This is a genomic window from Candidatus Poriferisocius sp. (assembly GCF_965208355.1).
In the GTDB taxonomy this organism is placed as follows: Bacteria; Actinomycetota; Acidimicrobiia; order Acidimicrobiales; family Bin134; genus Poriferisocius.
In genome coordinates this window covers 2,156,627-2,180,919 of the sequence record NZ_CBDBOM010000003.1, presented here as the reverse complement: position 1 = coordinate 2,180,919, position 24,293 = coordinate 2,156,627, and the positions used below count along the sequence as shown (strand labels likewise).

General features: G+C 63.5%; 26 protein-coding genes and 1 pseudogene. 26 read left to right on the top strand and 1 reads right to left on the bottom strand.

Annotation, left to right across the window (positions count from 1 at the left end):
* Nucleotides 1-7 precede the first annotated feature (7 nt).
* The 9 genes from ACOGXH_RS11475 to ACOGXH_RS11435 all read left to right on the top strand — a co-directional run bounded on the left by ACOGXH_RS11475 (nt 8) and on the right by ACOGXH_RS11435 (nt 7,253).
* Entirely contained in the window at nt 8-1,408 is a 1,401-nt protein-coding gene (locus ACOGXH_RS11475) for a S1C family serine protease (RefSeq protein WP_419929234.1), read from the top strand.
* Between the two features lie 9 nt (nt 1,409-1,417).
* The gene (gene ftsY / locus ACOGXH_RS11470) at nt 1,418-2,509 is read left to right on the top strand and encodes a signal recognition particle-docking protein FtsY (RefSeq protein ID WP_419929233.1); all 1,092 of its coding nucleotides are present in this window, start codon (nt 1,418-1,420) and stop codon (nt 2,507-2,509) included.
* 222 nt (nt 2,510-2,731) lie between these two features.
* Nucleotides 2,732-4,162, top strand: a complete 1,431-nt coding sequence (gene ffh, locus ACOGXH_RS11465) for a signal recognition particle protein (RefSeq protein WP_419929232.1) — start codon at nt 2,732-2,734, stop codon at nt 4,160-4,162.
* Between the two features lie 138 nt (nt 4,163-4,300).
* Complete coding sequence (gene rpsP / locus ACOGXH_RS11460; RefSeq protein WP_419929231.1) at nt 4,301-4,804, top strand: 30S ribosomal protein S16; 504 nt, start codon at nt 4,301-4,303, stop codon at nt 4,802-4,804.
* The gene (locus tag ACOGXH_RS11455; RefSeq protein ID WP_419929230.1) at nt 4,801-5,241 is read left to right on the top strand and encodes a KH domain-containing protein; all 441 of its coding nucleotides are present in this window, start codon (nt 4,801-4,803) and stop codon (nt 5,239-5,241) included. Before rpsP ends, ACOGXH_RS11455 begins: the two co-directional genes overlap by 4 nt.
* 9 nt (nt 5,242-5,250) lie before the next feature.
* Complete coding sequence (rimM, locus tag ACOGXH_RS11450; RefSeq protein ID WP_419929229.1) at nt 5,251-5,718, top strand: ribosome maturation factor RimM; 468 nt, start codon at nt 5,251-5,253, stop codon at nt 5,716-5,718.
* A 14-nt stretch (nt 5,719-5,732) separates the two neighbouring features.
* Nucleotides 5,733-6,455 (top strand): tRNA (guanosine(37)-N1)-methyltransferase TrmD, encoded by a 723-nt coding sequence (gene trmD, locus ACOGXH_RS11445; protein ID WP_419929228.1) that lies wholly within the window; start codon nt 5,733-5,735, stop codon nt 6,453-6,455.
* Between the two features lie 73 nt (nt 6,456-6,528).
* Nucleotides 6,529-6,873, top strand: coding sequence for a 50S ribosomal protein L19 (gene rplS, locus ACOGXH_RS11440; protein WP_419929227.1), 345 nt, complete (start codon nt 6,529-6,531; stop codon nt 6,871-6,873).
* Between the two features lie 35 nt (nt 6,874-6,908).
* Entirely contained in the window at nt 6,909-7,253 is a 345-nt protein-coding gene (locus ACOGXH_RS11435) for a YraN family protein (RefSeq protein WP_419929226.1), read from the top strand.
* Between the two features lie 7 nt (nt 7,254-7,260).
* On the opposite strand, the gene ACOGXH_RS11430 is transcribed toward ACOGXH_RS11435, so the two are convergent.
* Nucleotides 7,261-7,389, bottom strand: coding sequence for a hypothetical protein (locus ACOGXH_RS11430; protein WP_419929225.1), 129 nt, complete (start codon nt 7,387-7,389; stop codon nt 7,261-7,263).
* 2 nt (nt 7,390-7,391) lie between these two features.
* Here ACOGXH_RS11430 and ACOGXH_RS11425 point away from each other — a divergent pair, with 2 nt between their 5' ends.
* The 17 genes and pseudogenes from ACOGXH_RS11425 to ACOGXH_RS11345 all read left to right on the top strand — a co-directional run.
* Nucleotides 7,392-7,757: a c-type cytochrome gene (locus ACOGXH_RS11425; RefSeq protein WP_419929224.1), complete on the top strand. Its 366-nt coding sequence runs from the start codon at nt 7,392-7,394 to the stop codon at nt 7,755-7,757.
* Between the two features lie 145 nt (nt 7,758-7,902).
* Entirely contained in the window at nt 7,903-9,438 is a 1,536-nt protein-coding gene (locus tag ACOGXH_RS11420) for a YifB family Mg chelatase-like AAA ATPase (RefSeq protein WP_419929223.1), read from the top strand.
* Complete coding sequence (gene dprA / locus ACOGXH_RS11415) at nt 9,419-10,576, top strand: DNA-processing protein DprA (protein ID WP_419929222.1); 1,158 nt, start codon at nt 9,419-9,421, stop codon at nt 10,574-10,576. Before ACOGXH_RS11420 ends, dprA begins: the two co-directional genes overlap by 20 nt.
* A gap of 31 nt (nt 10,577-10,607) precedes the next feature.
* A complete protein-coding gene (locus ACOGXH_RS11410; protein WP_419929221.1) occupies nt 10,608-11,516 on the top strand; it encodes a tyrosine-type recombinase/integrase in 909 nt (302 codons plus the stop codon).
* 66 nt (nt 11,517-11,582) lie between these two features.
* A complete protein-coding gene (locus ACOGXH_RS11405; RefSeq protein WP_419929220.1) occupies nt 11,583-12,131 on the top strand; it encodes a murein hydrolase activator EnvC family protein in 549 nt (182 codons plus the stop codon).
* A gap of 136 nt (nt 12,132-12,267) precedes the next feature.
* Nucleotides 12,268-13,314 carry a 30S ribosomal protein S2 gene (rpsB, locus tag ACOGXH_RS11400; protein WP_419929219.1) on the top strand — a complete coding sequence of 349 codons (1,047 nt, stop codon included), beginning with the start codon at nt 12,268-12,270 and terminating at the stop codon, nt 13,312-13,314.
* A complete protein-coding gene (gene tsf, locus ACOGXH_RS11395) occupies nt 13,311-14,102 on the top strand; it encodes a translation elongation factor Ts (RefSeq protein WP_419929218.1) in 792 nt (263 codons plus the stop codon). The genes rpsB and tsf overlap by 4 nt, the downstream gene beginning before the upstream one ends.
* A 9-nt stretch (nt 14,103-14,111) precedes the next feature.
* Nucleotides 14,112-14,852, top strand: a complete 741-nt coding sequence (gene pyrH, locus ACOGXH_RS11390; RefSeq protein ID WP_419929217.1) for a UMP kinase — start codon at nt 14,112-14,114, stop codon at nt 14,850-14,852.
* Between the two features lie 84 nt (nt 14,853-14,936).
* Nucleotides 14,937-15,512: a ribosome recycling factor gene (gene frr, locus ACOGXH_RS11385; RefSeq protein ID WP_419929216.1), complete on the top strand. Its 576-nt coding sequence runs from the start codon at nt 14,937-14,939 to the stop codon at nt 15,510-15,512.
* A 12-nt stretch (nt 15,513-15,524) separates the two neighbouring features.
* Nucleotides 15,525-16,817: a phosphatidate cytidylyltransferase gene (locus tag ACOGXH_RS11380; RefSeq protein WP_419929215.1), complete on the top strand. Its 1,293-nt coding sequence runs from the start codon at nt 15,525-15,527 to the stop codon at nt 16,815-16,817.
* Between the two features lie 191 nt (nt 16,818-17,008).
* Nucleotides 17,009-18,184, top strand: a complete 1,176-nt coding sequence (locus ACOGXH_RS11375; RefSeq protein WP_419929214.1) for a 1-deoxy-D-xylulose-5-phosphate reductoisomerase — start codon at nt 17,009-17,011, stop codon at nt 18,182-18,184.
* A 3-nt stretch (nt 18,185-18,187) separates the two neighbouring features.
* Nucleotides 18,188-19,513 carry a M50 family metallopeptidase gene (locus ACOGXH_RS11370; RefSeq protein WP_419929213.1) on the top strand — a complete coding sequence of 442 codons (1,326 nt, stop codon included), beginning with the start codon at nt 18,188-18,190 and terminating at the stop codon, nt 19,511-19,513.
* Between the two features lie 60 nt (nt 19,514-19,573).
* Entirely contained in the window at nt 19,574-20,797 is a 1,224-nt protein-coding gene (gene ispG, locus ACOGXH_RS11365; RefSeq protein WP_419929212.1) for a flavodoxin-dependent (E)-4-hydroxy-3-methylbut-2-enyl-diphosphate synthase, read from the top strand.
* A 2-nt stretch (nt 20,798-20,799) separates the two neighbouring features.
* Nucleotides 20,800-22,212, top strand: a complete 1,413-nt coding sequence (gene proS / locus ACOGXH_RS11360) for a proline--tRNA ligase (RefSeq protein ID WP_419929211.1) — start codon at nt 20,800-20,802, stop codon at nt 22,210-22,212.
* 162 nt (nt 22,213-22,374) lie between these two features.
* The gene (rimP, locus tag ACOGXH_RS11355) at nt 22,375-22,857 is read left to right on the top strand and encodes a ribosome maturation factor RimP (RefSeq protein ID WP_419929210.1); all 483 of its coding nucleotides are present in this window, start codon (nt 22,375-22,377) and stop codon (nt 22,855-22,857) included.
* The gene (gene nusA / locus ACOGXH_RS11350) at nt 22,809-24,017 is read left to right on the top strand and encodes a transcription termination factor NusA (RefSeq protein ID WP_419929209.1); all 1,209 of its coding nucleotides are present in this window, start codon (nt 22,809-22,811) and stop codon (nt 24,015-24,017) included. Before rimP ends, nusA begins: the two co-directional genes overlap by 49 nt.
* Before the next feature lie 109 nt (nt 24,018-24,126).
* Nucleotides 24,127-24,249, top strand: a pseudogene (locus ACOGXH_RS11345) (translation initiation factor IF-2 N-terminal domain-containing protein); the annotation flags it as partial.
* Nucleotides 24,250-24,293 lie beyond the last annotated feature (44 nt).

Genomic DNA, 24,293 nt, shown 5'->3' with positions numbered 1-24,293 from the left:
ACGCACAATGAGCAACGGGCCCGAAGATCCCCGGTCGGAGTGGGATCCGCTGGGATGGGAACTGGAGGACTCAGGCCAGCAAGCCAGCAGCGTGCCTGTGCCCCGCGAGGTGGAAGTGGTGGAGTGGATTCCTCAATCCAGCCCACCGCCCCCACCTCGCAATCCCGCGGTGGTCATGCTGGTGGCGTCTGTGCTGCTGGCTGTTCTGGGGCTGGTTGGCATTGGTATCGGTGTGGGCAGCATCTTCTTCAATCGGGATGCTCCTCCTCCTGAGATTGTGGTGGTGTCGGGACCACAGGTGGTGAGCGCCCCTGCCGGCGCGCCCACCTTGCAAACGCCGCTGGCGGTGGAGCCCTCCGATCAGGCGCCACCAGGAGAAATCCCCGGCGCCGTTCAGCTACCTAGCCCACTGGTGCCTGATGACCCGGTTGTGGCGGTAGCCCGGGCGGTCATTCCCTCTGTGGTTCTGATCGAGGTGAATGTGGACGAGCTGGGCCAGGAGAATCCTCTCCTTCCCGATCTCGAGGAAGAAAACCCTGATTTCGAGTCCGAACTCCCCGAGGACTTCCCGAGGTATGGGCAGGGTTCGGGGATCATCTACGACGCGTCCGGCCTGATTCTGACCAACGCCCACGTACTGGGAGAAGCCGAGATGGTAAGGGTTCAGTTCGCTGATGGCACAAGGGCCGAGGGTGTGGTGGTTGGAACTGCGCCGGCCACCGATGTTGGTTTGGTGAGGGTCGAGACGGACATGGCGCTTACGCCGGCAGTCTTTGCTGACCGCTCCACCATCGAGGTCGGGCAATTGGCGGTGGCGGTGGGCAGCCCGTTCGGGTTGCAGCAGTCGGTCACCTCCGGGATCGTCAGCGCGGTGGGCCGGGCCATCAGGGAGGGGACCGGTGACAGTGCCTTTGTTGAAATGATCCAAACCGATGCCCCCATCAACCCCGGCAATTCGGGCGGAGCCCTGGCCAACCGCTTTGGCCAGGTCATCGGCATGAACACCCTTATTCAAACCGATGGCTCAATGGGCAACATCGGGTTGGGGTTCGCCATCCCCTCCGATATCGCGCTGAACATCGTCCAGCGCATCTTGAACGGTGAGAGCACCGAACTGGGATACCTGGGCGTCTACGGAACTGATCCGGAGATGGGCCAACCCGGTGCCTTGGTGGTGGAAGTGGAGTCGGATACTCCCGCCGAGCGAGCCGGGCTGATGGAGGGGGACTTGATCATTCTGATCGACGATGAGGTGGTTTCGACGTTCACCGAGCTGGCCGCCAAGGTTCAATTCCGCGTTCCGGGAACGGAAGTGGAATTGGAGGTGGTGCGCAACGACGAGAACATCACACTCACGGTGGTCATCGGCACTCGGCCACCTGTCGAAGAGCCCGAGGACGAGGAATAAGGGCTAGAGATGCGTCTGCGGCGTGGGCGGAAGAAGGACGAATCGGATGCTGGGGAAGAGGTCGAGCCGGAGATAGACGGCGAGCAGGCCCTTGCGTCTGGGGAAGAGGACGAGCCGGAGATTGACGGCGAGCAGGCCCTTGCGTCTGGGGAAGAGGACGAGCCGGAGATTGACGGTGACCAGGCCCTTGCGTCCGGGGAAGAGGTCGAGCCGGCCAGTTTTCGGAACCGATTGGCTACTGCAAGGGGGACGTTTTCGGGGTTCTTGGCCTCGGTGGTTTCTCGGGGAGTGGACGACGCCACTTGGGAGGAGTTGGAGGATGCGCTGATCCTGGCTGACGCCGGTGTCGGCACCACCACGGCCCTGTTGAATCGGCTCAAGGAGGAGGCCAAAGCGGACAGGGTCTCCGATTCTGAGGAACTGGTAGCCCTGCTGAAATCCCAGATGGCCGAGAGTCTGGGAGGCCGCGACCTTGAATTGGTCACCGAGGGCAGCCCCGCGGTGTGGCTGTTTGTAGGTGTGAACGGGGTGGGCAAAACCACCACCATCGGGAAGCTGGCCGCCCGGGAGGTTCGGAGCGGACGCAAGGTGGTGCTGGCCGCAGGAGACACATTTCGCGCCGCGGCGGCCGAGCAGCTGGGTCAATGGGCCGAGCGATCGGGAGCTGAGCTGGTGCGGGGCGCGGAAGGCGCTGATCCAAGCTCGGTCATCTACGACGCCGTCGAGCACGCGGCCGCCTCAGGGGTTCCGCTGGTCATGGCTGACACCGCTGGCCGCATACACACCAGAGCCAACCTGATGGAAGAGCTGGCCAAAATCCACCGGGTGGCCGGCAAGGGGCCGGGAACAGTCACCGAAGTGCTGTTGGTGATCGATGCCAGCACCGGCCAGAACGGGCTGGCCCAGGCCCGCCAGTTCACCGAGTCGGCTGAGCTGACCGGGGTGGTCCTCACCAAGCTCGACGGGTCGGCCAAGGGCGGCATCGTCATGGCCGTGCAAGATGAATTGGACATCCCGGTGAAGTTGGTGGGCCTGGGGGAGGGTATAGCCGACTTGGTGGAATTCAATGTCGACGAATTCGTCGAGGCGCTGTTTTCATAGTGGTCCGTCTGCGAATTGGTCAGGGCGTCCTGCTAGGCATCGACGCCCCTCGCGGCGTTGCTCCTCCTTGCCGTACGCTCCGGGTATGGCTGCGTCGGTGCGCCTTGCGAGGAACGCCGCTGCCGTCGCAATCCGCTCCAGCCAACTCGCAGACGGACCACTAGCACCCCCCTTCTCGTCGGATATCCAATTTGTTGTGCAAGCGCGTAGTCTGGGCCGCCCATGTTCGACACGCTGAGCAACCGGTTCGAGGGCATTTTCAAGCGCATGCGGGGTCTGGGGATCCTGCGGGAGAGCGATGTCGACGAGGTGTTGCGGGAGATTCGCCTGGCCCTTCTGGAGGCCGATGTCAATCTCCATGTGGTCCGGAGCTTTCAAGACAGGGTCCGCCAGCGGTGTGTGGGAGCTGAGGTCCACAAGGCGCTGAATCCGGTCCAGCAGGTGATCAAGTTCGTCCATGAGGAGCTGATTGCCACCTTGGGCGGCGAAACCCTCGAAATCTCCCATCCGGCCAAGGCCCCCACGGTGGTGCTGTTGGCCGGGCTTCAAGGCTCGGGTAAGACCACGAATGCGGCCAAACTTGCCTCCTGGTTCAAGCAGCAGGGTCGCAACCCAATGCTGGTGGGCGCAGACTTGCAGCGTCCGGCTGCGGTGGAGCAGCTCCGCACCTTGGGGGCCTCCATCGAGGTGCCGGTGTTCAGCGAGCCCTCGGACCCCGTAGCAGTAGCTCGACAAGGCGTTGCTGAGGCGGTGGCAGCCAACCGAGATGTGGTGATCTGCGACACCGCCGGACGACTGGCCATCGACCAGGAGATGATGGACCAGGTCGGACGGATATCCGACGCCATCGAGCCCCACTACACCTTCTTGGTGGTCGACGCCATGACCGGTCAGGACGCAGTCGCCACGGCGGAGTCGTTCCATGAAATTCTGGAGCTCGACGGGGTGATCCTCACCAAAGTGGACGGCGATGCCCGCGGCGGCGCCGCGCTGTCGGTGAAGGAGGTGGTGGGCCGGCCCATCGCCTTCTCCTCCACCGGCGAGAAGATCGACGAGTTCGAGCTATTCCACCCCGACCGGGTTGCCAGCCGGATACTCGGCATGGGCGATGTCTTGACCCTGGTGGAAAAGGCCGAGCAGGTTTATGAGGAGGCCGAGGCTGAGGCGACCGCGGCCAAGCTGCTGGAGGGGGAGTTCACGCTGGAGGACTTCTTGGAGCAAATGCGCCAGCTAAAGAAAATGGGCTCGCTCCAGAATCTGGTGGGAATGCTCCCCGGCGTATCCCCCGAATTGCGCAATGCCGAGATCGAAGATGATCAGATCGCCCGGGTAGAGGCCATCATCTGCTCGATGACCCCACAAGAGCGGGCCACACCCCGGATCGTGGATGGCTCTCGCCGACAGAGGATCGCCGCCGGCTCCGGTACCCGGCCCTCCGAGGTCACCCAGCTCTTGCGGCAGTTCAGCGAGGTGCAGCGGATGATGAAGCGAATGGGGGGCAAAGGGCCGGGTTCGGGTCGCAAGAAGTCCAAGAAGGGCCGAAAGGGGAGTCGGGTGACTCCGCCGGGCGGCCAGCAGAGGAAGCCGGGAAAGCCCAAGTTGACCCTGCCGGGCTTGGAGGACGGGGAATTCGATCTCTCATCCCTGAGGTAGCCCACAGGGATTTTGGGCGGGTAGAGTTTGCCCATTCCGGCGGTCGGCGCCGGTTCGTGCCTGCACCGGCACTGATGAGGGGCCATTTGGGCTCAGGACGTCCAATGGACCCAAGTAGATAGAAGGGCTGACCGGCTAGTGGCAGTAAAACTCCGGCTGATGCGGATGGGCAAGAAGAAGCAGCCCACGTACCGCGTGGTGGCCGCCGATTCCCGCAAGGCCCGAAATGGGCGATTCATCGAGATAGTGGGCACTTACAATCCACGCCAGGAGCCATCTCTGATCGAGATCGACAACGAGCGGGCCCTGCACTGGCTTCGCCATGGCGCCCAACCCAGCGAGCGGGTGCAGAAGCTGCTGGTTATCTCGGGCGCGTGGGAAGAGTTCACCGGAGTGGCCGCCCCTGCGACCAGCGCACCGGCAAAGGTGACCACAGCCGCATCAGCGGAGGCGATGGACGCCCCAGCCGCGGACGCCCCAGCCGCGGACGCCTCCACGGAGGAGCCCGATGCTGCGTCCGAGCCTGGTGAAGATTCTGAAGCCGCATCCGTGGACGAAGAATCCGAACCCCAAGCTGAAGCGGATGAGGCTGGCGGCGACGCTGAAGACGACGCTGAGAAGGCCGAGGGCGGGGAATCGTGAGCGACACCGACTTCGAATCCGAGAACAACGACCCTGTGAACGATGATCCTGAGCACGAGGACGCTGTGAACGATGATCCTGAGCACGAGGACGCTGTGAACGATGATGTCGGGAACGACGACTTCGAGGACGACGACTACCGCGACGACTTCGAAGACGACGATTTCGACGAGGATGGCGACATCAACACCATCGAAGTCCCGACTGCTCGAAACGTCTTGGAATTTCTGGTCAAGTCGGTAGTGGAGAACCCCGACGACGTGGAAGTGGAAGTAGTCGAGCGTCAGGGATCGGTCACGCTGGAGGTCACGGTGGCCGAAGGGGATATGGGTCGGGTCATCGGCCGGCGGGGCCGAGTAGCCAACTCCATTCGGACCCTGGTGCGGGCTGCGGCCAGCAAGGACGGCAGTTCCATCGACGTTGAATTCGTCGACTGACCATCGGGCGTGCCCCCTCTACTTGAGGTCGGCCGCATCGACCGGGCCCACGGGGTCCGGGGGGAGACGGTGGTCACGCTCTGGACGAATCGGACCGAACGCCTCGAAGCCGGGTCGGTGCTGACGGCCGAATCCGGTCCGCTCACGGTGGTGGAGGCCCGAGCCTTCCAGCGACGATGGATAGTGCAGTTTGCCGAGGTACTGGACCGGGACGCTGCCGATTCCCTGCGGGGCCAGGTGCTTCGAGCCTCGCCCATTTTCGATCCCGACGAGCTTTGGGTTCATGAGTTGATCGGCAAGATGATCTGTGAAACCGACGGCACAGAGCGAGGGAGGGTGGAAGCGGTGCAGCAGAATCCGGCCAGCGATCTGCTGGTTTCGGAGTCCGGCGCCTTAGTCCCGCTCACATTTCTTGTCGAGCAGTCCGGGGATCGGCTGATTGTGGATGTCCCCAGCGGCCTGTTCGACGAGACTTGAGGGTTCAGCGAGCCATGAGAGTCGACGTATTCACCATCTTCCCGACCATGTTCAGGGAATTCTTGGATTTCGGGGTTATCAGCAGGGGAGTGGAGCAAGGCCGCCTTGTCGTTCGGGTTCACGATCTGCGGGCCGGCGCGGGCGATCCCCACCGCTCAGTGGACGACGCCCCATTCGGGGGCGGTGCGGGAATGGTGATGATGCCGGAGCCCCTATTCAATGCGGTAGAGCTGGCCAATCCCCCCCGTCCTCTGTTTCTCCTCGGGCCCGCTGGCCGCCGATTCGACCAGAGCATGGCCCGCGAGCTGGCCTCCGGCGAGGGGTTTTCGCTGCTGTGCGGTCGTTATGAAGGGGTAGACCAGCGAGTTCGAGATCACCTTGTGGACGAGGAGCTGTCACTGGGCGACTTCGTGTTGGCCGGTGGCGAAGTGGGGGCTATGGCGGTAATCGAGGCCGTCGGTCGACTGGTCCCCGGCGTATTGGGCAACGTGCTCTCGGCCGCCGAGGACTCCTTCAGCCACGGGTTGTTGGAGTATCCCCACTACACCCGGCCTGCCGAATTCAGAGGCTGGCCGGTGCCCGATGTGCTGTTGTCGGGAGATCACGGCCGGGTAGAGCGGTGGCGGAAGGCCCAGGCCCTCGCCCGGACGGTGGCCTTGCGCCCCGACCTGGTTGACGCCCGTGGCGGCCTGAGCGACGAGGAGCGATCGCTCCTAGATGAGTTCGGCCTTTCATAAACGGGCCGGATATAATTTCTCGTCGCGCCCCGATGCCAGAGTTGGGCGCTGAAGTACTCACAAGAGGCGTGCCATGAATCCCACCGACATCGTTGATCGCGATACCAGACGCTCCGACATCCCTGAGTTCAGCTCCGGCGACACGATCAAGGTCCACGTTCGCGTGGTGGAAGGCAGTCGTGAGCGGGTTCAGATTTTCGAGGGTGTGGTCATACGCCGACAGGGCAGCGGGATTCGGGAGACCTTCACCGTTCGGAAGGTCAGCTTCGGTGTGGGTGTTGAGCGCACATTTCCAGTTCACTCGCCCATCATCGCCAAGATTGAGGTAGGGGCCCGCGGCGATGTGCGCCGGGCCAAGCTCTACTACCTCCGAGACCGGATTGGTCGGGCCGCCCGGGTCAAGGAGAAGCGCTTCTAGCCCAAATTGTCACTTCCCGTGCTTACGGTGGAGGCATGGCATACAGGCAGGCCTTGGGCCGTTGGGGAGAAGACCGAGTAGTGCGGTGGTATCGCCGCCAGGGATTTCGGGTTTTGGATCGCAACTGGCGGTGCGGCCGGGGCGAATTGGATGTGATCGTGCAACGAGGAGGCATCGTTGCCGTGTGCGAGGTGAAGACCCGATCTTCTCTGGCGTTTGGAACTCCCGCCGAGGCCGTGGGGTGGGAGAAGCAGCGCCGAATACGCCGACTGGCCGTGCAGTGGTTGGCAGAGCAGGAGCGCTCAGAACCGGTGCAGCTTCGATTCGACGTCGCTGAAGTAGTAGGACGCGATCTGCGGGTTATCGAAGGGGCCTTCTAGGCGGCGGTCAGCCCAGCACGGCCCACAGAATCAAGCCGACGCAAACCAGCACACCCGCGGCCACATACCAGTAGTCGAATCGAGTGCGGCGCTGCTTGCGTGTGGGATCGAAGCCGATATCCCAGTATGTTCCCACGAGTGGCTGCAAGGAAAGCCGTTGCCTCTTTGGGAGTGGTGTTGGCTCTGTTCTCGCCCCTGGCCGCCGGCTGCGGGTCGGATCCATCGCCTGAGGTGGAGGTTGGTCCCGATGGGACCCCCGATCCCGTGCTGGTGGCCGGACGAGAGGTATACGTTGACCGGTGCGCGTCTTGCCACGACGCCGATGGCAGCGGGACCGGCGACGGTCCCCGTCTGAATCAGGGTCGGTTGTTGCAGGAATACCCCGATCCCAGCGGAGCCGTCGCCGTGGTTTCAGAGGGCAAGAACCGCATGCCAGGCTTCGGCGGTTTGCTGACCTCAGGCGAGATCGACGCGGTCCTTCGCTATATCAACGAAGTGCTCTGAAGAGCTCCGTGTTCCTTGAGAAGCAGTGAAGTTTACTGAATAGGAGCAGTTGTCACTGGTGTTCGCTAAGGTCGGAGAACGCTCGTGACCAGCGAAACGGGTCTCTCTTCAGGCACGAGGAATCATCCTCGAGAAAGCACTCGCTGTGCTTGCCACCATTCCCGCCTCCGTTCTCGCCGGCATCACCGGATATCCGGTTTCGGTGGAAGTCCACGTGTCATCAGGCCTGCCCACCTTCACTGTGGTGGGCCTGCCCGACGCTGCTTGCCGGGAGGCCCGTGACCGGGTTCGCGCCGCGCTGCTTTCCAGCGGCGTCGATTGGCCCCCGGGCCGCATCACCGTCAACCTGGCCCCCTCGGGCATCCGTAAGGAAGGCTCTGGTCTCGACCTGGCCATCGCCATGGGAGTTCTGGTTGCCGATGAGCAGCTGCCTGCTGAAGCCGTGGGCAGCATGGCCTTTCTGGCCGAACTGGGGCTCGACGGTCGGCTCCGGTCGGTTCCCGGCGTTCTGCCTCAGGTGCGCTGTCTGGAGACTGCCGCCATTGTCGTAGCCCCGGAAAGCGCCGCGGAGGCTGCGCTGGCCAACGGTCCTGTGGTGAGGGCGCCGACCACGCTGGCCGAGTTGGTATCTGCTCTCCGAGGCGAGGACTCGTGGCCGGAACCGCCCCTGCTGGGGTCGGCAGACTTGCGGGAAGACACCGCGGATTTGGCTGATGTGAGAGGACAGCACATGGCCCGTCTGGGCTTGGAGGTGGCTGCCGCCGGTGGTCACCACCTGCTGCTGATCGGTCCTCCAGGGGCGGGCAAGACCATGCTGGCCCGCCGGCTCCCCGGCCTGCTTCCCCCGCTAGATGAGAACACCGCCATCGAGGCCACCATGGTGCACTCCGCCGCCGGCTTGGACTTGCCCTCCTCGGGCTTGATTCGCCGAGCTCCTTGGCAGGCGCCCCACCACTCCGCCTCGATGATCGCCTTGGTCGGCGGGGGGAGCCATACGCTGCGTCCTGGGGCGATCAGCTGTGCCCATGGAGGCGTGCTGTTCCTGGACGAGATGGGGGAGTTCGGTCCCCAAGCCCTGGATTCGCTGCGCCAGCCCCTTGAGGAAGGGTCGATCCGGGTCAACCGGGCCGCGGCGATGGCTACGTTTCCCGCCCGTTTCCTATTAGTAGGGGCGATGAACCCGTGTCCGTGCGGAGAGCTTGGACAGCCTGGCAGGTGCCGATGCACACCAGTGGCCCGATTGCGCTACGCCCGTCGGCTGAGCGGACCGCTCCTGGATCGATTCGACCTGCGGATCCATGTCGGCCGGCCGGAGGTGAGCGATCTCTTCGACGCCCCGCCGGGTGAAACCTCGGCGCAGGTCCGCGACAGGGTGAATCAGGCACGAGCTATCGCCCGCGACCGCGGAGTGGCCGCCAACAGCGAGTTGCCTGATGATGCCTTGGATCAGTTCGCCCCCCTGGACCCAGATGCCAAGCACTTGTTCAGCCACTCCATTGCCGAGGGCCGTCTCACTGCCCGAGGATTCCAGCGGGTGCGAAGGGTCGCCCTAACCCTGGGCGACTTGGCCGGTCAGGGGCCGCCGCTCACCGGCGGCATTGTCGCTCAGGCGCTGTTCATGCGGACTGAGCCGGTCACCGTGGTTCACGATCCTTGGAGCTGTGCCAGTGCCCGCCGATGAGTTCTCGTTAGCCGGGCACCATGGAGCAGACGGGGGAGAGCTGCCGGTGGAGGCCTGGCTTGTGGCTCTTGCATCGCTGCCCGCGGTGGGACCGGCCCGATTGCGGGCCCTGCTCGACATCGGGAGCCCGCCCGTGGTGTGGGCCCGCTTGCAAGTACCGGCATCACCTGAATTGGCACAGATAGCCGGCAAGCAAGACCTGTACGGCCAGTGGCAGCGCACCGCAGCTGGCTTGGATGTGGCGGCGCTGTGGGCGCGGCACCGCGAATACAGGGTGGGGGTGGCTGCACTGGGCACACCCGGATATCCATCCGCTCTGTCTGATGACGTGGATCCGCCCGCGGTCGTGTTCCACAAGGGAGACCCCCAGGTGGTCGGCGGTCCCCGCGTGGCCATCGTCGGGACCCGCCGATGCACCCGCTACGGCAGTGATGTGGCCTTCGAGCTGGGCCGCGACTTGGCCTCAGCGGGCGTGGGCGTCGTCTCCGGCTTGGCGCTGGGCATCGATGCCGCCGCCCATGCCGGAGCCCTGCAAGCTAGAGCAGCCCCGCCGATAGCGGTGGTGGGCAACGGATTGGACCGGGTCTATCCCGAGCGCAATCGGGCCCTTTGGCGGGCGGTGGCCGATCAGGGAGTGCTCTTGGGGGAAGCGCCGTTGGGAGCGCCACCCGAGCGGTGGCGCTTTCCGGCTCGGAATCGGATAATTGCCGCGCTGGCCGATGTGGTAGTCGTGGTGGAGTCTCATTCCTCGGGCGGCGCCATGCACACGGTGACCGAGGCTGCGGCCAGGGATAGGGCGGTGTTGGCAGTGCCCGGTCCGGTCCGCAGTTCGGCATCCGATGGATGCCTTGAATTGCTGGCCGACGGCTGCGCCCCTTGCCGAGATGCTGATGATGTCCTCTTGGTCTTAGGCCTGTCCGGAGCCGAGACCGCCCCGTTGGACACCCGCCCCGATCCCGGCGATGCCGGGCAGCAAGTGCTGGAGGCACTGGGTTGGCAGCCCGCCGATGCTGAGCAGATCAAGGGGCGTACCGGCTTGACCATGTCAGAAGTGGCCGGTGCAGTTGAGGAACTTCGGGTTGCGGGCTGGGTGGCAGTATCGGGCCGCTGGATAGAGCGGGTGGGCATTCCCCGGTGAATCGGACCACAACCCGTAGTCTTGAGAGTTGATGGGGTGGGATCTGGACGCGTTTGCCGCGTCGACCGCTTCGGTCAGCGACGAAACCGCGGCGATGTACTGCCGTGAAGTTGCCGCGTTCTCCGAATGGCTTGCCGACAGCCGACATGGCTCCGGGGCAGCGGATTCCTGGGATCCCGGTCCCGCAGACGTCGACCTGCGCATGGTCCGCAGGTATCTGGCCCACCTGAGCACCAAGGGCTATGCCCGCAAGACGGTGGCCCGCAAGGCCACGTCCTTGCGACGCTATTTCGGTTGGGCGGAGCGCACCGGCCGGGTCGCCGCAGACCCCACGGTTGGGGCGATGACACCGACACGAGAGCGACGACTGCCCCGCGTACTGCGCGCCGAGGAACTGGGGACCCTGCTAGACGAGCCGCGTGCCGCGGTGGCCGACGACAGCCGCGTTCGGCAGGCTCGCGACATTGCGGTGCTGGAGCTGCTCTACGGCAGTGGCCTGCGGGTCAGCGAAGTGTGCGCCATGCGGGTTGGGGACATTGATCTGCCCCGTCGGCGCCTGATCGTGCACGGAAAGGGATCGAAGCAACGGGTCGTGCCGCTGAGCGAGCCGGCGGCCGTCGCCCTGGAGAAGTGGTTGGACCATGGGCGGCCGGAGATGGCTGATCCATCCACAGCCGGAGATTCCGTGTTCGTGAACCTGTACGGGCGACCGCTGAACACTCAGGCCGTGCGGCGGCTCGTCAACCGTCGAGCGAGCACTCAAACCAACCCCCACGCCCTGCGGCACACCTTCGCCACCCATCTGCTCGACGGCGGGGCCGACCTGAGGCAGGTTCAGGAGCTGTTGGGCCACGCCGATCTGGGATCCACGCAGATATACACCCACGTCAGCCGTGATCGGCTCCGACAGGTGGTGGAGAAGAGCCACCCTCGGGCCTGACAACCTCGGTTTGCCGGTAGCCTGACAGCCGGCTTCCCCCTGGCTTCAGAAGACTGAGGACAAGCCATGGTGCTGGGAGTGCGCATCGGCGGCCTGGCTGTTGTAGCGGTGTCGGCGTGGCTGGCACTCAGCCCTGCTCAGCCCGCGCCGGATACGTCCCTACCGCCTACTCTGAATGAGGCGGCGGCGCTGTCACCCGTGACGTACCGGCCTCCGGTGGATGCCGAGGTTGTCGATTCCTTTCGACCCCCGGCCCATGTGGGCGCACCGGGCAATCGGGGCTTGGAGTACGACCCCGAGCCGGGCCAGCCGGTGTGGGCTTCAGCTGGGGGCGAAGTGGTGTTCGCAGGACCGGTGGCCCTCAACCGGTTCGTGACCGTGCTCCACCGCGATGGGCTGCGCACCTCATACGGATACCTGGGCTGGATAGCAGTCGACGAGGGCGACTTGGTGGCTCCTGGTCAGTTGTTGGGCACCACCTCAAGTCGGTTCTTCTTCAGCGTTCGCTTAGGAGGCCAATACCTCGACCCTGCCTTGGTGCTTGGCGCGGGACGCGTGCGGCTGGTTCCCCATGACGAGCCAGATGGCCGCAGTCGCGTTCCTACTTATGGATGAGTCTTATGACTCAGCTATCGTGTACCTCGGCCTGGAAGCAGTTCCCGGCTGAAGAAAATACCGCCCGGGGCATCCCACGGTCGCCAATTGGTGCTGACCCCGGGTTTCGAAGAACCGCTGGGAGAGGAGAAACACCATGGCGCCAGTCGTGACGATGCGTCAACTGCTCGATGCCGGAGTCCACTTCGGACACCAGACCCGCCGTTGGAATCCGAAAATGCAGAGATTCATCTTCGGCGAGCGCAACGGCATCTACATCATCGATCTGACCCAGACGCTCAACCATATCGAGGCGGCCTACACCTTCGTTCGCGATCTGGTGGCCAAGGGCGGCCAAGTGCTGTTTGTGGGAACCAAGAAGCAAGCCCAAGACAGCGTGCAGAGCTACGCCGAGCGGGTGGGCATGCCCTATGTGAACGAGCGTTGGTTAGGCGGCCTGCTGACCAACTTCGAGACGATCTCCAAGCGCATGGGCAAGATGAAGGAATTCCAGCGGATGCGCAGCTCGGGCGAGCTTGACGTAATGCCAAAAAAGGAAGCCCTGCTCATCTCCCGGGAATTGGCAAAGCTGGAGCGCAACCTTAACGGCATTCGCGACCTGACCCGACCGCCTGATGCTGTTTTCGTGCTCGACACGAAGAAGGAGCACATCGCGGTGGCCGAGGCCAACAAGCTGAAGCTGCCGGTAATAGCAGTGGTGGACACCAATTGCGATCCCGACGTCATTCAGTTCGTCATCCCCGGAAATGACGATGCGATTCGATCCGGGGAGCTGATGTGCCGGATCATCAGCGATGCAGTTCTCGAGGGTCGCTTCATCGCTCAGGGAAATGCTGCCGCCAAGCCACGGCCCGCGGAGGAGGCTTCGGTGACCGAGGAAGCATCAGCAGATGCCGAGTCGCCGCCACAGGAAGAAGATGCATCGGCGGCGGTGGAGTCACCCGCGGAGGTAGAGGGCGCCCCGGCGGCGGTTGAGTCACCTGCGGAGGAAGAGGGCGCCCCGGCGGCGGTTGAGTCACCCGCGGAGGTAGAGGGCGCCCCGGCGGCGGTGGAGTCACCCGCGGAGGTAGAGGACGGATCAGCAGATGCCGAGTCGCCGCCGCAGGAAGGGGCGGCCCCGGCGGCCGAGTCTGGCGAGGCAACTGTTGAAGCCGAATCGACTGATCCCCAGGAGCAAGCGTGAGTTCGTTTACCGCCCAAGACGTCAAGGCCCTTCGCGATGCCACTGGCGCCGGAATGATGGATTGCAAGCGCGCCCTCACTGAGAATGATGGTGACATGGAGGCTGCCACCCAATGGCTGCGCGAGAAGGGCATGGCCAAGGCCGCGGCCCGCGCCGATCGGGCCAGCGACCAGGGAACGGTGGCCCTCGCCGCAGACGGCGTGGCTGCCGCCATTGTGGAGCTTCGGTGCGAGACCGACTTCTCAGCCAAAGCGGACGACTTCACTTCAATGGCAGACGAACTGGCCCAATTAGTGTTGGACGAGGGAGAAGACTCGGTGGAGTCGCGCAAGGCCGAAATTGAGGATCTCAGTTTGGCCAAGAAGGAGAATGTCCGGTTGGGCAAGGTTGTCAAAATTCAGGCCGCTGAAGGGAGCATCCTGGACACCTACCTCCACACCCAGGATGGCCGGGGCACCAGTGCGGTCGTGGTTGAGGCCCGTGGCATCAGCCAAGAGCTGGCCCATGAGGTAGCCCTCCACATCGCCTTCGCCAAGCCTTCAGTCCTACACCGCGATGAGGTCGACGCTGATGAGGTTGAACGGGAGCGCGTTGCTCTCACGGAGATGACCAAAGCGGAGGGAAAGCCAGAGCAGGCCTGGGACAAAATCGTCGACGGTCGGCTGCGAGCGTGGTATGCCGAACGGGTGCTGCTAGAGCAGGGAATGTTCGGGGAGAAGGAAACCGTGCAGTCCCGATTGGGCGACGGCGAGATTGTCAGATTCGAATTGGCGGCTATCGGCAGTTAGCTCAGGGGCATGACCAGCGAGCGCACCAAGAAGTCAGGTCGGTGGGACCGGATCGTGTTGAAGCTTTCCGGCGAGGCCTTTGCCGGAGAGGCGGGTTACGGCATTGACGGCGAGATCGCCGCTCAGATCGCCACCGAGATTGTCAAGGTCAGGGCCGAGTTCGATGTGGATGTGGCCGTTGTGGTGGGCGGCGGGAACATCTGGCGGGGGATGACCGGAGCGGGCGCGGGTATGGACCGAGCCCAAGCCGACTACATGGGGATGTTGGCCACGGTGATCAACGCGCTTGCCCTCCAAGACACCCTTGAACGACTCAATCAGCCCACCAGGGTGCAGACGGCCATTGGCATGGCCCAGGTGGCTGAGCCGTATATCCGTCGAAGGGCGATTCGTCACCTGGAAAAGGGTCGGGTGGTTATTTTTGCCGCTGGAACCGGCAACCCGTTCTTCACCACCGATACCGCGGCCGCACTTCGCGCCGTGGAAATCGAGGCTGGAGTGCTGCTGAAAGGAACCCACAGCGGCACCGACGGGATCTACACCGCCGATCCGCGGACCGATCCCAATGCTGAGAAACTCGATGAGGTGCAGTACCTGGATGTGCTGTCCCAGGGACTGAGGGCCATGGACAGCACGGCGGTTTCGCTGTGCATGGACAACAAGCTGCCCATCGTCGTGTTTGACCTCATGAAGCCGGGAAATGTAAGCGCCATACTCGACGGGCAGTTGATCGGTACTCTGGTGTCATGAGGGATGCCCCAAGGCATCGAAATGATGACTGGTCCGGCGAGCTTCTCGCCGCGTTTGCCGAGGTCGTCCGGACAAATTGGGACAATGACAACCGGCGATGAGCTGACCGATTTGGTGTTGGACGAAGCCGGCGGGCGCATGGACTCCGCCGTCCAACACGCACGCCACCAGTTCGCCTCCGTCAGAACCGGACGGGCTTCTCCCGCGCTTTTCGAGCGGTTTCTCGTGGATTACTACGGCACGGAGGTGCCATTGCAGCAGCTGGCCAGCTTCAGTGTCCCCGAAGCGCAGCTGCTTGTCATCTCCCCATTCGACAAGAACTCCATTGGGGCAATAGAGAGGGCCATCATCCAAGCCGATCTCGGGCTCAATCCCAGCAACGACGGCAATGTCGTGAGGCTCACGTTTCCGCCATTGACTGAAGAGCGCCGCCGCGAGCTGGTCAGGCTGGTAAAGCAGATGGCCGAAGAGGGACGTGTGGCGATTCGAAACACTCGCCGCAGCAGCCGACACGAGATCGACCAACTCAGCAAAGACGGCGATGTCTCCGAGGACATCGCCGCCCGGACCGAGAAGGAGCTCGACCGGCTTACCCACGACCATGAGCAGCTGATAAACGATGCCTTGGGCGTCAAAGAACAAGAGCTGCTCGAGATCTAGCCTGGAGGGGCAGTGGACGACGACAATCCTTTCCAACGACCAAATAACCAGTCCGATGAGGCGCCTGAAGATGAACAGGCCATGTTCTTGGACGACCTGACTTCCCTGTTCGACGAAGAGGAGGATGAGTCGGAGCTCCCCGCCTGGAATGAACCCGCTGGCACCGAGTCGGAGGCAGAAGAGGGCTGGGACAGCCTCGCTGATGCCGCTCCCCGGTGGCGGGAAGACTCCGACGAGCACTCGTTTGCCGATTTGCCCGATCCCGGTGAGGTCGGCCCAATTGACGTCGGCGGAGCAGCCGAGGGGGCGAGCGTCTTCGAAGACCCTGAACCCACCGAAGCGGTGGAGTTTCCCTCGGTGGACCGGGTGGATGAGGTGCTGTCTTTGGATGTCTCCGGTCCTCCGACCGCCACGGATATGGTCGAAACCCCGTCGCCCCTAACGGCACCGCATTCGACAGGCACCCAACCGCGGGCTGCTGGCGCCAACGGCAATCTGATGAGGGCCGTAGTGGTCGGATTGCTGCTGGGGGGCATCGTGCTGGGCGCAATCGCCCTAGGCGAGAAGGCCACGCTTGCGGTTCTGGTCATCGCGCTGCTGATCGCCGCGGCGGAATGGTTCACCACCCTGCGGCATGCCGGCTATCAGCCTCCTACGCTGGTGGGACTCGCTGGGATTGTTGCCTTGCCGATAGCCGCCTTTTGGAGAGGTGCCGACGGCCTGGTGATGGTGCTGGTCTTTGCCCTGTTCGGCGCCGGGCTCTGGTACTTGAGCGGGATAGGGCGCGACCGCCCGCTCGCCAACCTCGGGGTGACCCTTCTGGGCATTACCTACATCGGGGTGACCGGGGCATTCGGCGGGCTCCTGTTGGACAGCCCGGATGGAGCCGAACTGGTGCTGAGCGCGGTCATCTTGACCGTGGCCCATGACGTTGGGGCGTTTGCCGTCGGGCGGGCCGCGGGCCGCACACCTTTGTCAAAGGCCAGTCCGAACAAGACGGTGGAGGGCCTGATCGGCGGCACCATCCTCACCATTGCGGTGGCGTTGGTGTTCATTTCCATACTGGAGATCGGCCCGTTTGGGGGGGACACCGGGTCGCGTTCCGATGGCGTCATCTTGGGCATAGTGGTGGCGGTGGTGGCCCCGCTCTCCGATCTCCTGGAGTCGGCCCTCAAGCGAGACCTCGGCGTCAAGGACATGGGGTCGGTGCTGCCCGGCCATGGAGGCATGCTCGACCGGATCGACGCCCTGCTGTTCGTGTTGCCGGCTACCTATTTCACCGCTCTCATGCTTGGAGTGATCTGAGCAAAGTGGTCCGTCTGCGAATTGGTCAGGGCGTCCTGCTAGGCATCGACGCCTCTCGCGGCGTTGCTCCTCCTTGCCGTACGCTCCGGGTATGGCTGCGTCGGTGCGCCTTGCGAGGAACGCCGCTGCCGTCGCGATCCGCTCCAGCCAATTCGCAGACGGACCACTAGGTCAACCGACGTGATTCGCTCATGACCTCCCTGTCTTTGCTTGGTTCCACTGGCTCAATCGGCGTTCAGACGCTGGATGTGATTCGGGCCGAACCCGACGCCTGGGACGTGGTGGCCCTGGGAGCGGGACGCTCCGTCGAGCAGTTGGTGGCACAAGCCCGGGAATTTCGCCCCCGCATTGTGGTGGTCGGCGATGACGGTTTGGCCTCCGATGTACGGGAGGCGCTGCCCGGTGTGAATGTGGCCAGCGGTCCGACTGCGCTGGCCGAGGCAGCCGCCATGGGGGAGGTGGTTGTCAACGGGGTTGTCGGATTCGCCGGTCTGCCGGTGACGCTGGCTGCCCTGGAGAACGGCCGACGCCTGGCTCTGGCCAACAAGGAGTCGCTGATTGCCGCCGGCCCGGTCGTCCAACGAGCCCGAAGGACCCCCGGCGCCGAATTGCTGCCGGTGGACAGCGAGCACTGCGCCGTCCACCAGTGCCTTCGGGCCAATGACGTGTTCACCGTGGCAGCGGGCATGGAACGGGTGAACCGCATTGTGCTTACCGCCAGCGGTGGGCCGTTCCGGGGCCGAACACGGAGCGAGTTGGCCGAAGTGACGGTGGAGGACGCCTTGGCCCACCCCACTTGGAGCATGGGTCCCAAGATCACGGTGGACTCATCCACGCTCATGAACAAGGGCTTGGAGGTGATCGAGGCCAACGAGCTGTTCGGAATGGGGTATGAGCGCATCGAGGTGGTGATCCACCCCCAGTCGGTGGTCCATTCCATGGTGGAGTACTCCGATGGCGCCACCATTGCCCAGCTTTCCCTGCCCGACATGCGACTGTGCATCGGCTACGCCATTGCCTATCCCGACCGCATTGCCACGCCATTTGGCCGCATCGATTGGGCCGAACTGCGCCGCTTGGACTTCGAGCCGCCGGACACCGAGGCGTTTCCCTGTCTGGAGCTGGCCTACGCCGCCGGGCGCATGGGCGAGACCGCACCGGCTCTGCTGAATGCGGCCAACGAAGTGGCCGTACAGGCTTTCCTGGATGAGCGGATACGATGGACGGCAATTCCCGAGATCTTGGAGACGGTCTTAGGCGACCACGACGGCACCGAGGCCGACTCCCTGGAGGCGGTCATGGAGATCGACGGCAAGGCCCGAGCCGCGGCCGAGCATGTCGTCGCCCGCCAATCCGACCGCAGATAAGCGATGCCTGCTGAGCAGAGCGGTTCAAGCCCAGTTCGTAGTTTTCTGAATTCCCCTAGATCCTTCCCGAAACGGGACTTGAGAGAAGGTTGGCCCGGCTTGCTGCTAGTAGCAGGGGTCCTGGCGGCAGTTGTGGGGATTTGGGGTGTGCCCTTGCTTGTGGCCCTTCTACTGATACTCGCAATGCTGTTTCTTCACGAGCTGGGCCACTACTTGACCGCCCGATGGGCAGGCATGAAAGTCAGCGAGTTTTTCCTGGGGTTCGGACCTCGGCTTTGGTCATTCCGACGGCGTGACATGGTGTGCGGCCTAAAGGCTATTCCCCTTGGGGCATATGTCCGTATAACTGGGATGAACAACCTGGAGGAGGTTTCCCCCGCCGACGAGCACCTCACCTATCGCAGCAAGCCCTACTGGCGGCGAATGTCGGTGGCCGTGGCTGGCTCGACCATGCACTTCCTGTTGGCCTTGGCGCTGCTCTTTGCCTTTCTCGTGATCGGCGGCAAGACAGAGAGCATCCCCTCTACGGAATGGAGCGTGACCCGGGTTGCAGGCGATTCTCCCGCTGCTGGAGCAGGATTGCTGCCCGGCGATCGAATCGTTTCAATAGACGGCGATCCGGTGGCAACTATGGGTGAACTGGTGGAGACCCTACCTAGTCCTGGATCGACGGTCAGTCTGGGAATAATGCGTGATGGCGATGTCCTTGTACGTTCGTTGACTCTTGACTCCCATCCTCAAGATGCCAGTCGAGGGTATGTCGGCATCGCGTCACAGACAGCCTGGTTGTCCCGGTCGGTGGAGGTCGGCTACTTCGAGGCGATTCCGGAGACGTTTGAGGAGTTTGGGTTCATAGCCAAAGAATCCGTACTCGGCATCGGCAGGATTTTCTCTCCGGGTGGACTCAGCAACTTCTTCCAAAGGGTCGCCGACCAGCCTTCCGGTGCGGAGGTTTCTTCGGTGGGTGGCCAAACGAGCCTTGGATCTGGTGTCGAGGACGAAGACCGAGTGGTCTCCATTCTTGGGGTGCTCCAGCTGTTTTCCGACTTCGTTGCCAACATCACTGAGGACTACGGCGAGCTATTGCTGTTTTTCGCCATCGTGAACATCTTCATTGGGGTCTTCAACATGGTCCCGCTCCTGCCGTTTGATGGCGGCCATGTCGCCATCGCTACCTATGAGCGTCTCCGGTCTCGCCGAGGTCGCCGGTATACCGCCGACGTGTCAAAGATGATTCCCGTGGCCTACGCGGTAATTCTGATTGTCCTCTTTGTGGGCCTTGGGGCGATATATCTGGACGCCTCCGATCCGCTGCAGCTTCCGGGTTGAGGAACGTGATGGCCGCTAACAATTGCGAACGCCACGCGGCGGGCGTGTCAAGCTGAAGACATGGAAGTCGAGTCAGCTTTCGAGCGGCGTCCGACCCGTCGGATCAATGTGGGGGATGTAGCCGTCGGCGGTGGCGCGCCCATCACCGTCCAGTCCATGACCATTACTCGCACTGCTGATGTGGAGGGCACCCTTCAGCAGATATATGCCCTGGCCGCGGCAGGAGCCGACATCGTGCGTTGCACTTGCAATGAGATCGAGGCCGCGGAGGGGCTGGCTCAGATCGTGCCCCGCTCTCCAGTGCCGATCGTGGCCGACATCCACCACCAGTACCGCATGGCGCTGGCCGCGCTGGACGCTGGAGTGCAGTGCCTGAGACTGAACCCCGGAAATATCCGCAAGCCCGAGCACATCCGGGCGGTGGCCTCGGAGTGCCGGGATCGAGAAGTTCCCATTCGCATCGGCGTGAACGGGGGATCGCTGCACCCCGATCTCTACAAGAAGTACGGAGACCGGGTTACCCCAGAGGCCATGGTGGAGTCGGCCCAGATGGAACTCGACTACTTCCGGGAAGTGGACTTCGACGATGTCAAGATCTCGGTCAAGGCGTCCAGCGTGCCTCTCATGATCGAGGCCTACCGCCAGTTGTCCGAGGTCACCGACCACCCCTTGCATCTGGGAGTGACCGAGGCGGGGCCGCCGCCAGTCGGGCTGATCAAGTCCACCGCGGGCATAGGCACGCTGTTGGCCGAGGGCATCGGCGACACCATCCGCTACAGCCTGACCGCCGATCCGGTGCAAGAGGCCAAGGCCGGTCGCCAGCTCCTTGAGTCCATGGGATTGCGGGAACGCAAGAATGTGGACTTGATCGCTTGCCCGAGTTGCGGCCGGGCCGAAATCGACGTGTACGCGGTGGCAGACCAGGCCATGGAGGCGTTCGGCGATCGGGAGATCCCTCTGCAAGTAGCGGTCATGGGCTGTGTGGTCAATGGTCCTGGCGAGGCGCGCGACGCCGACATCGGCATCGCGGCCGGCAACAAACGGGGCCACCTGTTCGTCAAGGGTCGCAACGTGGCCGTGGTGGCCGAAGAAGACATGGTGACGGCATTGGTGGAGTGGGCGGAGCTCATTCACGAGCACGGGGCCGAGGCCGCGCTGGAAAGGGCCGACACGGTGGCCGCGGAGCGGGAAGCCGAACGGGACCGGAGCCGCTTGCTGGCCGAGCAGGGCGATGATGCCAACCAGGCCAGCCAGAAGATCGAGATGATCCGCAGGAGAGCGTGAACATGGCAAAACAAGGGGTGCTCACCCCGCAGCAGGAGGACTTCCCGCGCTGGTATCAGGACATCCTCAACAAGGCGGAGTTAGCCGACAACGGACCGGTGCGGGGCACCATGGTGATCCGCCCCTACGGATACGCCCTTTGGGAGCGGATGCAGGCCGAGGTGGATCAGCGCATCAAGGCTGCTGGGGCCGACAACGCCTACTTTCCGCTGTTCATCCCCGAGAGCTATCTGAACCGGGAGTCTGACCACGTCGAGGGTTTCAGTCCCGAATTGGCAGTGGTCACCCAGGGCGGGGGCCGCGAGCTGGCCGAGCCGGTGGTGGTGCGCCCCACCAGCGAGACCATCATCAACGCCTATTTCTCCAAATGGGTGCAGAGCCATCGAGACCTGCCGCTGCTGATCAACCAGTGGGCCAACGTGGTCCGCTGGGAGATGCGCCCTCGGATTTTCCTGCGAACCACCGAGTTCTTGTGGCAGGAGGGCCACACTGCCCATGCCACCCGTCAGGAGGCCCGTGACTACGCCGCCCAGATCCTCCACGAGGTGTATCGGGACTTCATGGAATCGGTACTGGCCATTCCGGTGCTCATCGGCTACAAGACCGAGGCTGAGCGGTTTCCCGGCGCCATCAACTCGATGTGCCTCGAGGGGATGATGCGAGACGGCAAGGCCCTCCAAATGGGGACATCCCACGAACTGGGGCAGAGCTTCGCCACCATGTTCGACATCACGTATCTGGATGGCGAGGGAAACCAGTCATACGTGTGGCAGACCTCATGGGGAGTGTCGTCTCGAATGGTGGGCGGATTGATCATGGCCCACGGCGACGACCGGGGCCTGGTGGTCCCGCCCCGGTTGGCGCCCATACAAGCCGCCGTCATCGCGGTGCGAGATGCCGAGGGGGTCGTGGATGCTTGCCGCGGGTTGGCCGACGAACTTGGAGCGGCCGGAATACGGGCCAGGGTGGACGATCGCATGGGAACGGGATTTGGCCGCAGAGCCACCGACTGGGAACTGAAGGGCGTGCCCGTCAGGGTGGAGATCGGCCCTCGCGATTTGGAGCAGGGACAGGCCACTTTGGTGTCCCGGATTCGCGGCGAGAAGGAGGCGGTCGGCATTTCTGAGGCGCCGAAGAGGGTGGATTCGCTGTTGGAGGACATCCAGCAGCGAATTTTTGATGATGCCATTGCGTGGAGGGACTCCCGGATTTCCGAGGCGACAACGGCAGATGAGGTTCGGGAGGCGGCTGCTACCGGGTTTGCTCGCATTCCTTGGGCCAAACTCGGGCCCGAAGGAGAAGCAGCCCTGGCCGAAGAGGCGATAACGGTGCGGTGCTTGCAACGTCCCGACGGGACCCTGCCCCAAGCTGGCGATGAGCCCGATCTGGTGGCTGTCTGCGGCCGCAGCTACTGAAAATGCCCCGCCTGTGCAACGACATACCTGCGTTTAGCGGGTAAGATTGACGCTGAATCGTCGATCTCTCTAGTCGGGTGAGGCGTGGGCTGGGGCCCACGCCTTCTCACTTTGGAGACCGACCGGAAATTCGGCACACCGCAGGTCCAGGAAAGGGGCGAGATGTCAGTAGCAGACGATGTGTTCGACCTGCTCGCGCCCATTTTCCAAGGGAGGGGCTTGGAGGTGTACGACCTCACCTACGGAGGCGGCGTGCTGCGGATCATCGTGGACAAGCCCGGCAGCGTCAGCCTAGATGAAGTGGCCGACGCCTCAAAGGTGGCCTCTCGACTGCTGGACGACCACGACATCGTTCCCGGCCGCTACACCCTGGAGTTGACCAGCCCTGGCCTGGAACGGCCGCTGCGCCGGCCAGAGCACTATGTCCGCGCCATGGGCGAGACCATAAGCGTCAAGCTCAGCCCTCAAGTCGAGGGACAACGCCGGATCCAGGGTGTGCTGATGGGATGCGACGATGATGGGATTACCATAGAAGAGGACGGCGTTCCTCGTCGATTGGCCTTCGGCCACATCACCAAGGCCAGGACCGTTTTTGAATGGGGTCCGACACCGAAGAACAAGACCAAGGAGAAGAGCAGCCGATGAACCCCGACATGCTGGAAGCCCTGCAAGCGCTGGCCGCAGACAAGGGAATCTCGGTGGACGCTCTGCTGGCTGCCCTGGCCGACGCTCTTGAATCGGCTTACAAGCGCATGCCAGACAGCGAGGAATATGCCTGGGTCACGATCAATCCTGAAACGGCCGACATCCAGGTTTTCGCCCAGAAGCTGGATGACGACGGCGAGCCCATAGGAGAGTCGTTCGACGTGACCCCTGATGGCTTCGGGCGCATCGCCGCCCAGACGGCCAAGCAGGTCATGATGCAGCGGATTCGAGAAGTTGAGCGCGAGCTCAAGTACGAGGAATACGCCGGACGCGAGGGCGACATCGTGACCGGCATCATCCAGCAGAACGATGCCCGCTACACCCTGTTGGATTTGGGCCGGGTGGAGGCGCTCTTGCCCCAGGCCGAGCAGGTGCCATTTGAGCGCCCCGACGCCAACAGCCGTCTCAAGGCCTACATCGTGGAGGTCCGCAAGACGGCCAAGGGCCCACAGATCGTGGTCAGCCGAACCCATCCAGGGCTTATCAGGCGGCTGTTCGAGTTGGAGGTGCCCGAAATTGCCGATGGCGTGGTGGAGATCAAGGCGTGCGCCCGAGAACCCGGTCATCGAACGAAGATCGCGGTGTCGTCCAACGACACCAACGTGGATCCCGTTGGAGCGTGCGTGGGCGCCCGGGGCGCCCGGGTGCGGATGGTGGTCAACGAACTACGGGGGGAGAAGATCGACATTGTTCCCTTTGCGGACGATCCGGCTGACTTCGTGGCCAAGGCGCTGTCTCCGGCCAAGATCAAAGAGGTGTCCATCGACGAGGAGACCGGGGTTGCCGAAGTGGTCGTGCCCGACTACCAGCTCTCGCTGGCCATCGGAAAAGAAGGCCAGAATGCTCGGTTGTCCGCTCGATTGACCGGATGGCGAATCGACATCAAGAGCGAAACCCAGCTAGCCCAGGAAGCCGCGTATGAAGAGATGGACTGGGCCGAGGGAGAATGGGTGGTAGATGAGACAACCGGCGAACAGGTTTGGCGGCCCGCCGAGGGGGGTCCCGCGCTTTCGGCTGAAGAATGGGCAGCCGAAGGCACCGACGGAAGCCCGGTTGAGGAGTTGGGGGAACCAGTGGAGGGTGGTCCTCCAACGGGGTAAAGACCAGCGCCTGCGATTGACTTCGAAATCTGACGGCTGGGCGTGAGAAGATAAATTCCCGACCCAATTGGGTCGGCCGCGCACTGCGGACTGACCAAGAAAGAGCTATTTGCCAGCGAAAATTCGGGTGTACGAGCTTGCCCGCGAGCTTGGCCTCACGAACAAGGAAACGCTTGATCTCTGTGTGACCCTGGGGATCGGCGTCAACAGCCACTCCTCGAGCATCGTTGATGCTCAAGCTGACCGCGTCCGGCGGCGAGCACACCGTGACGGGCT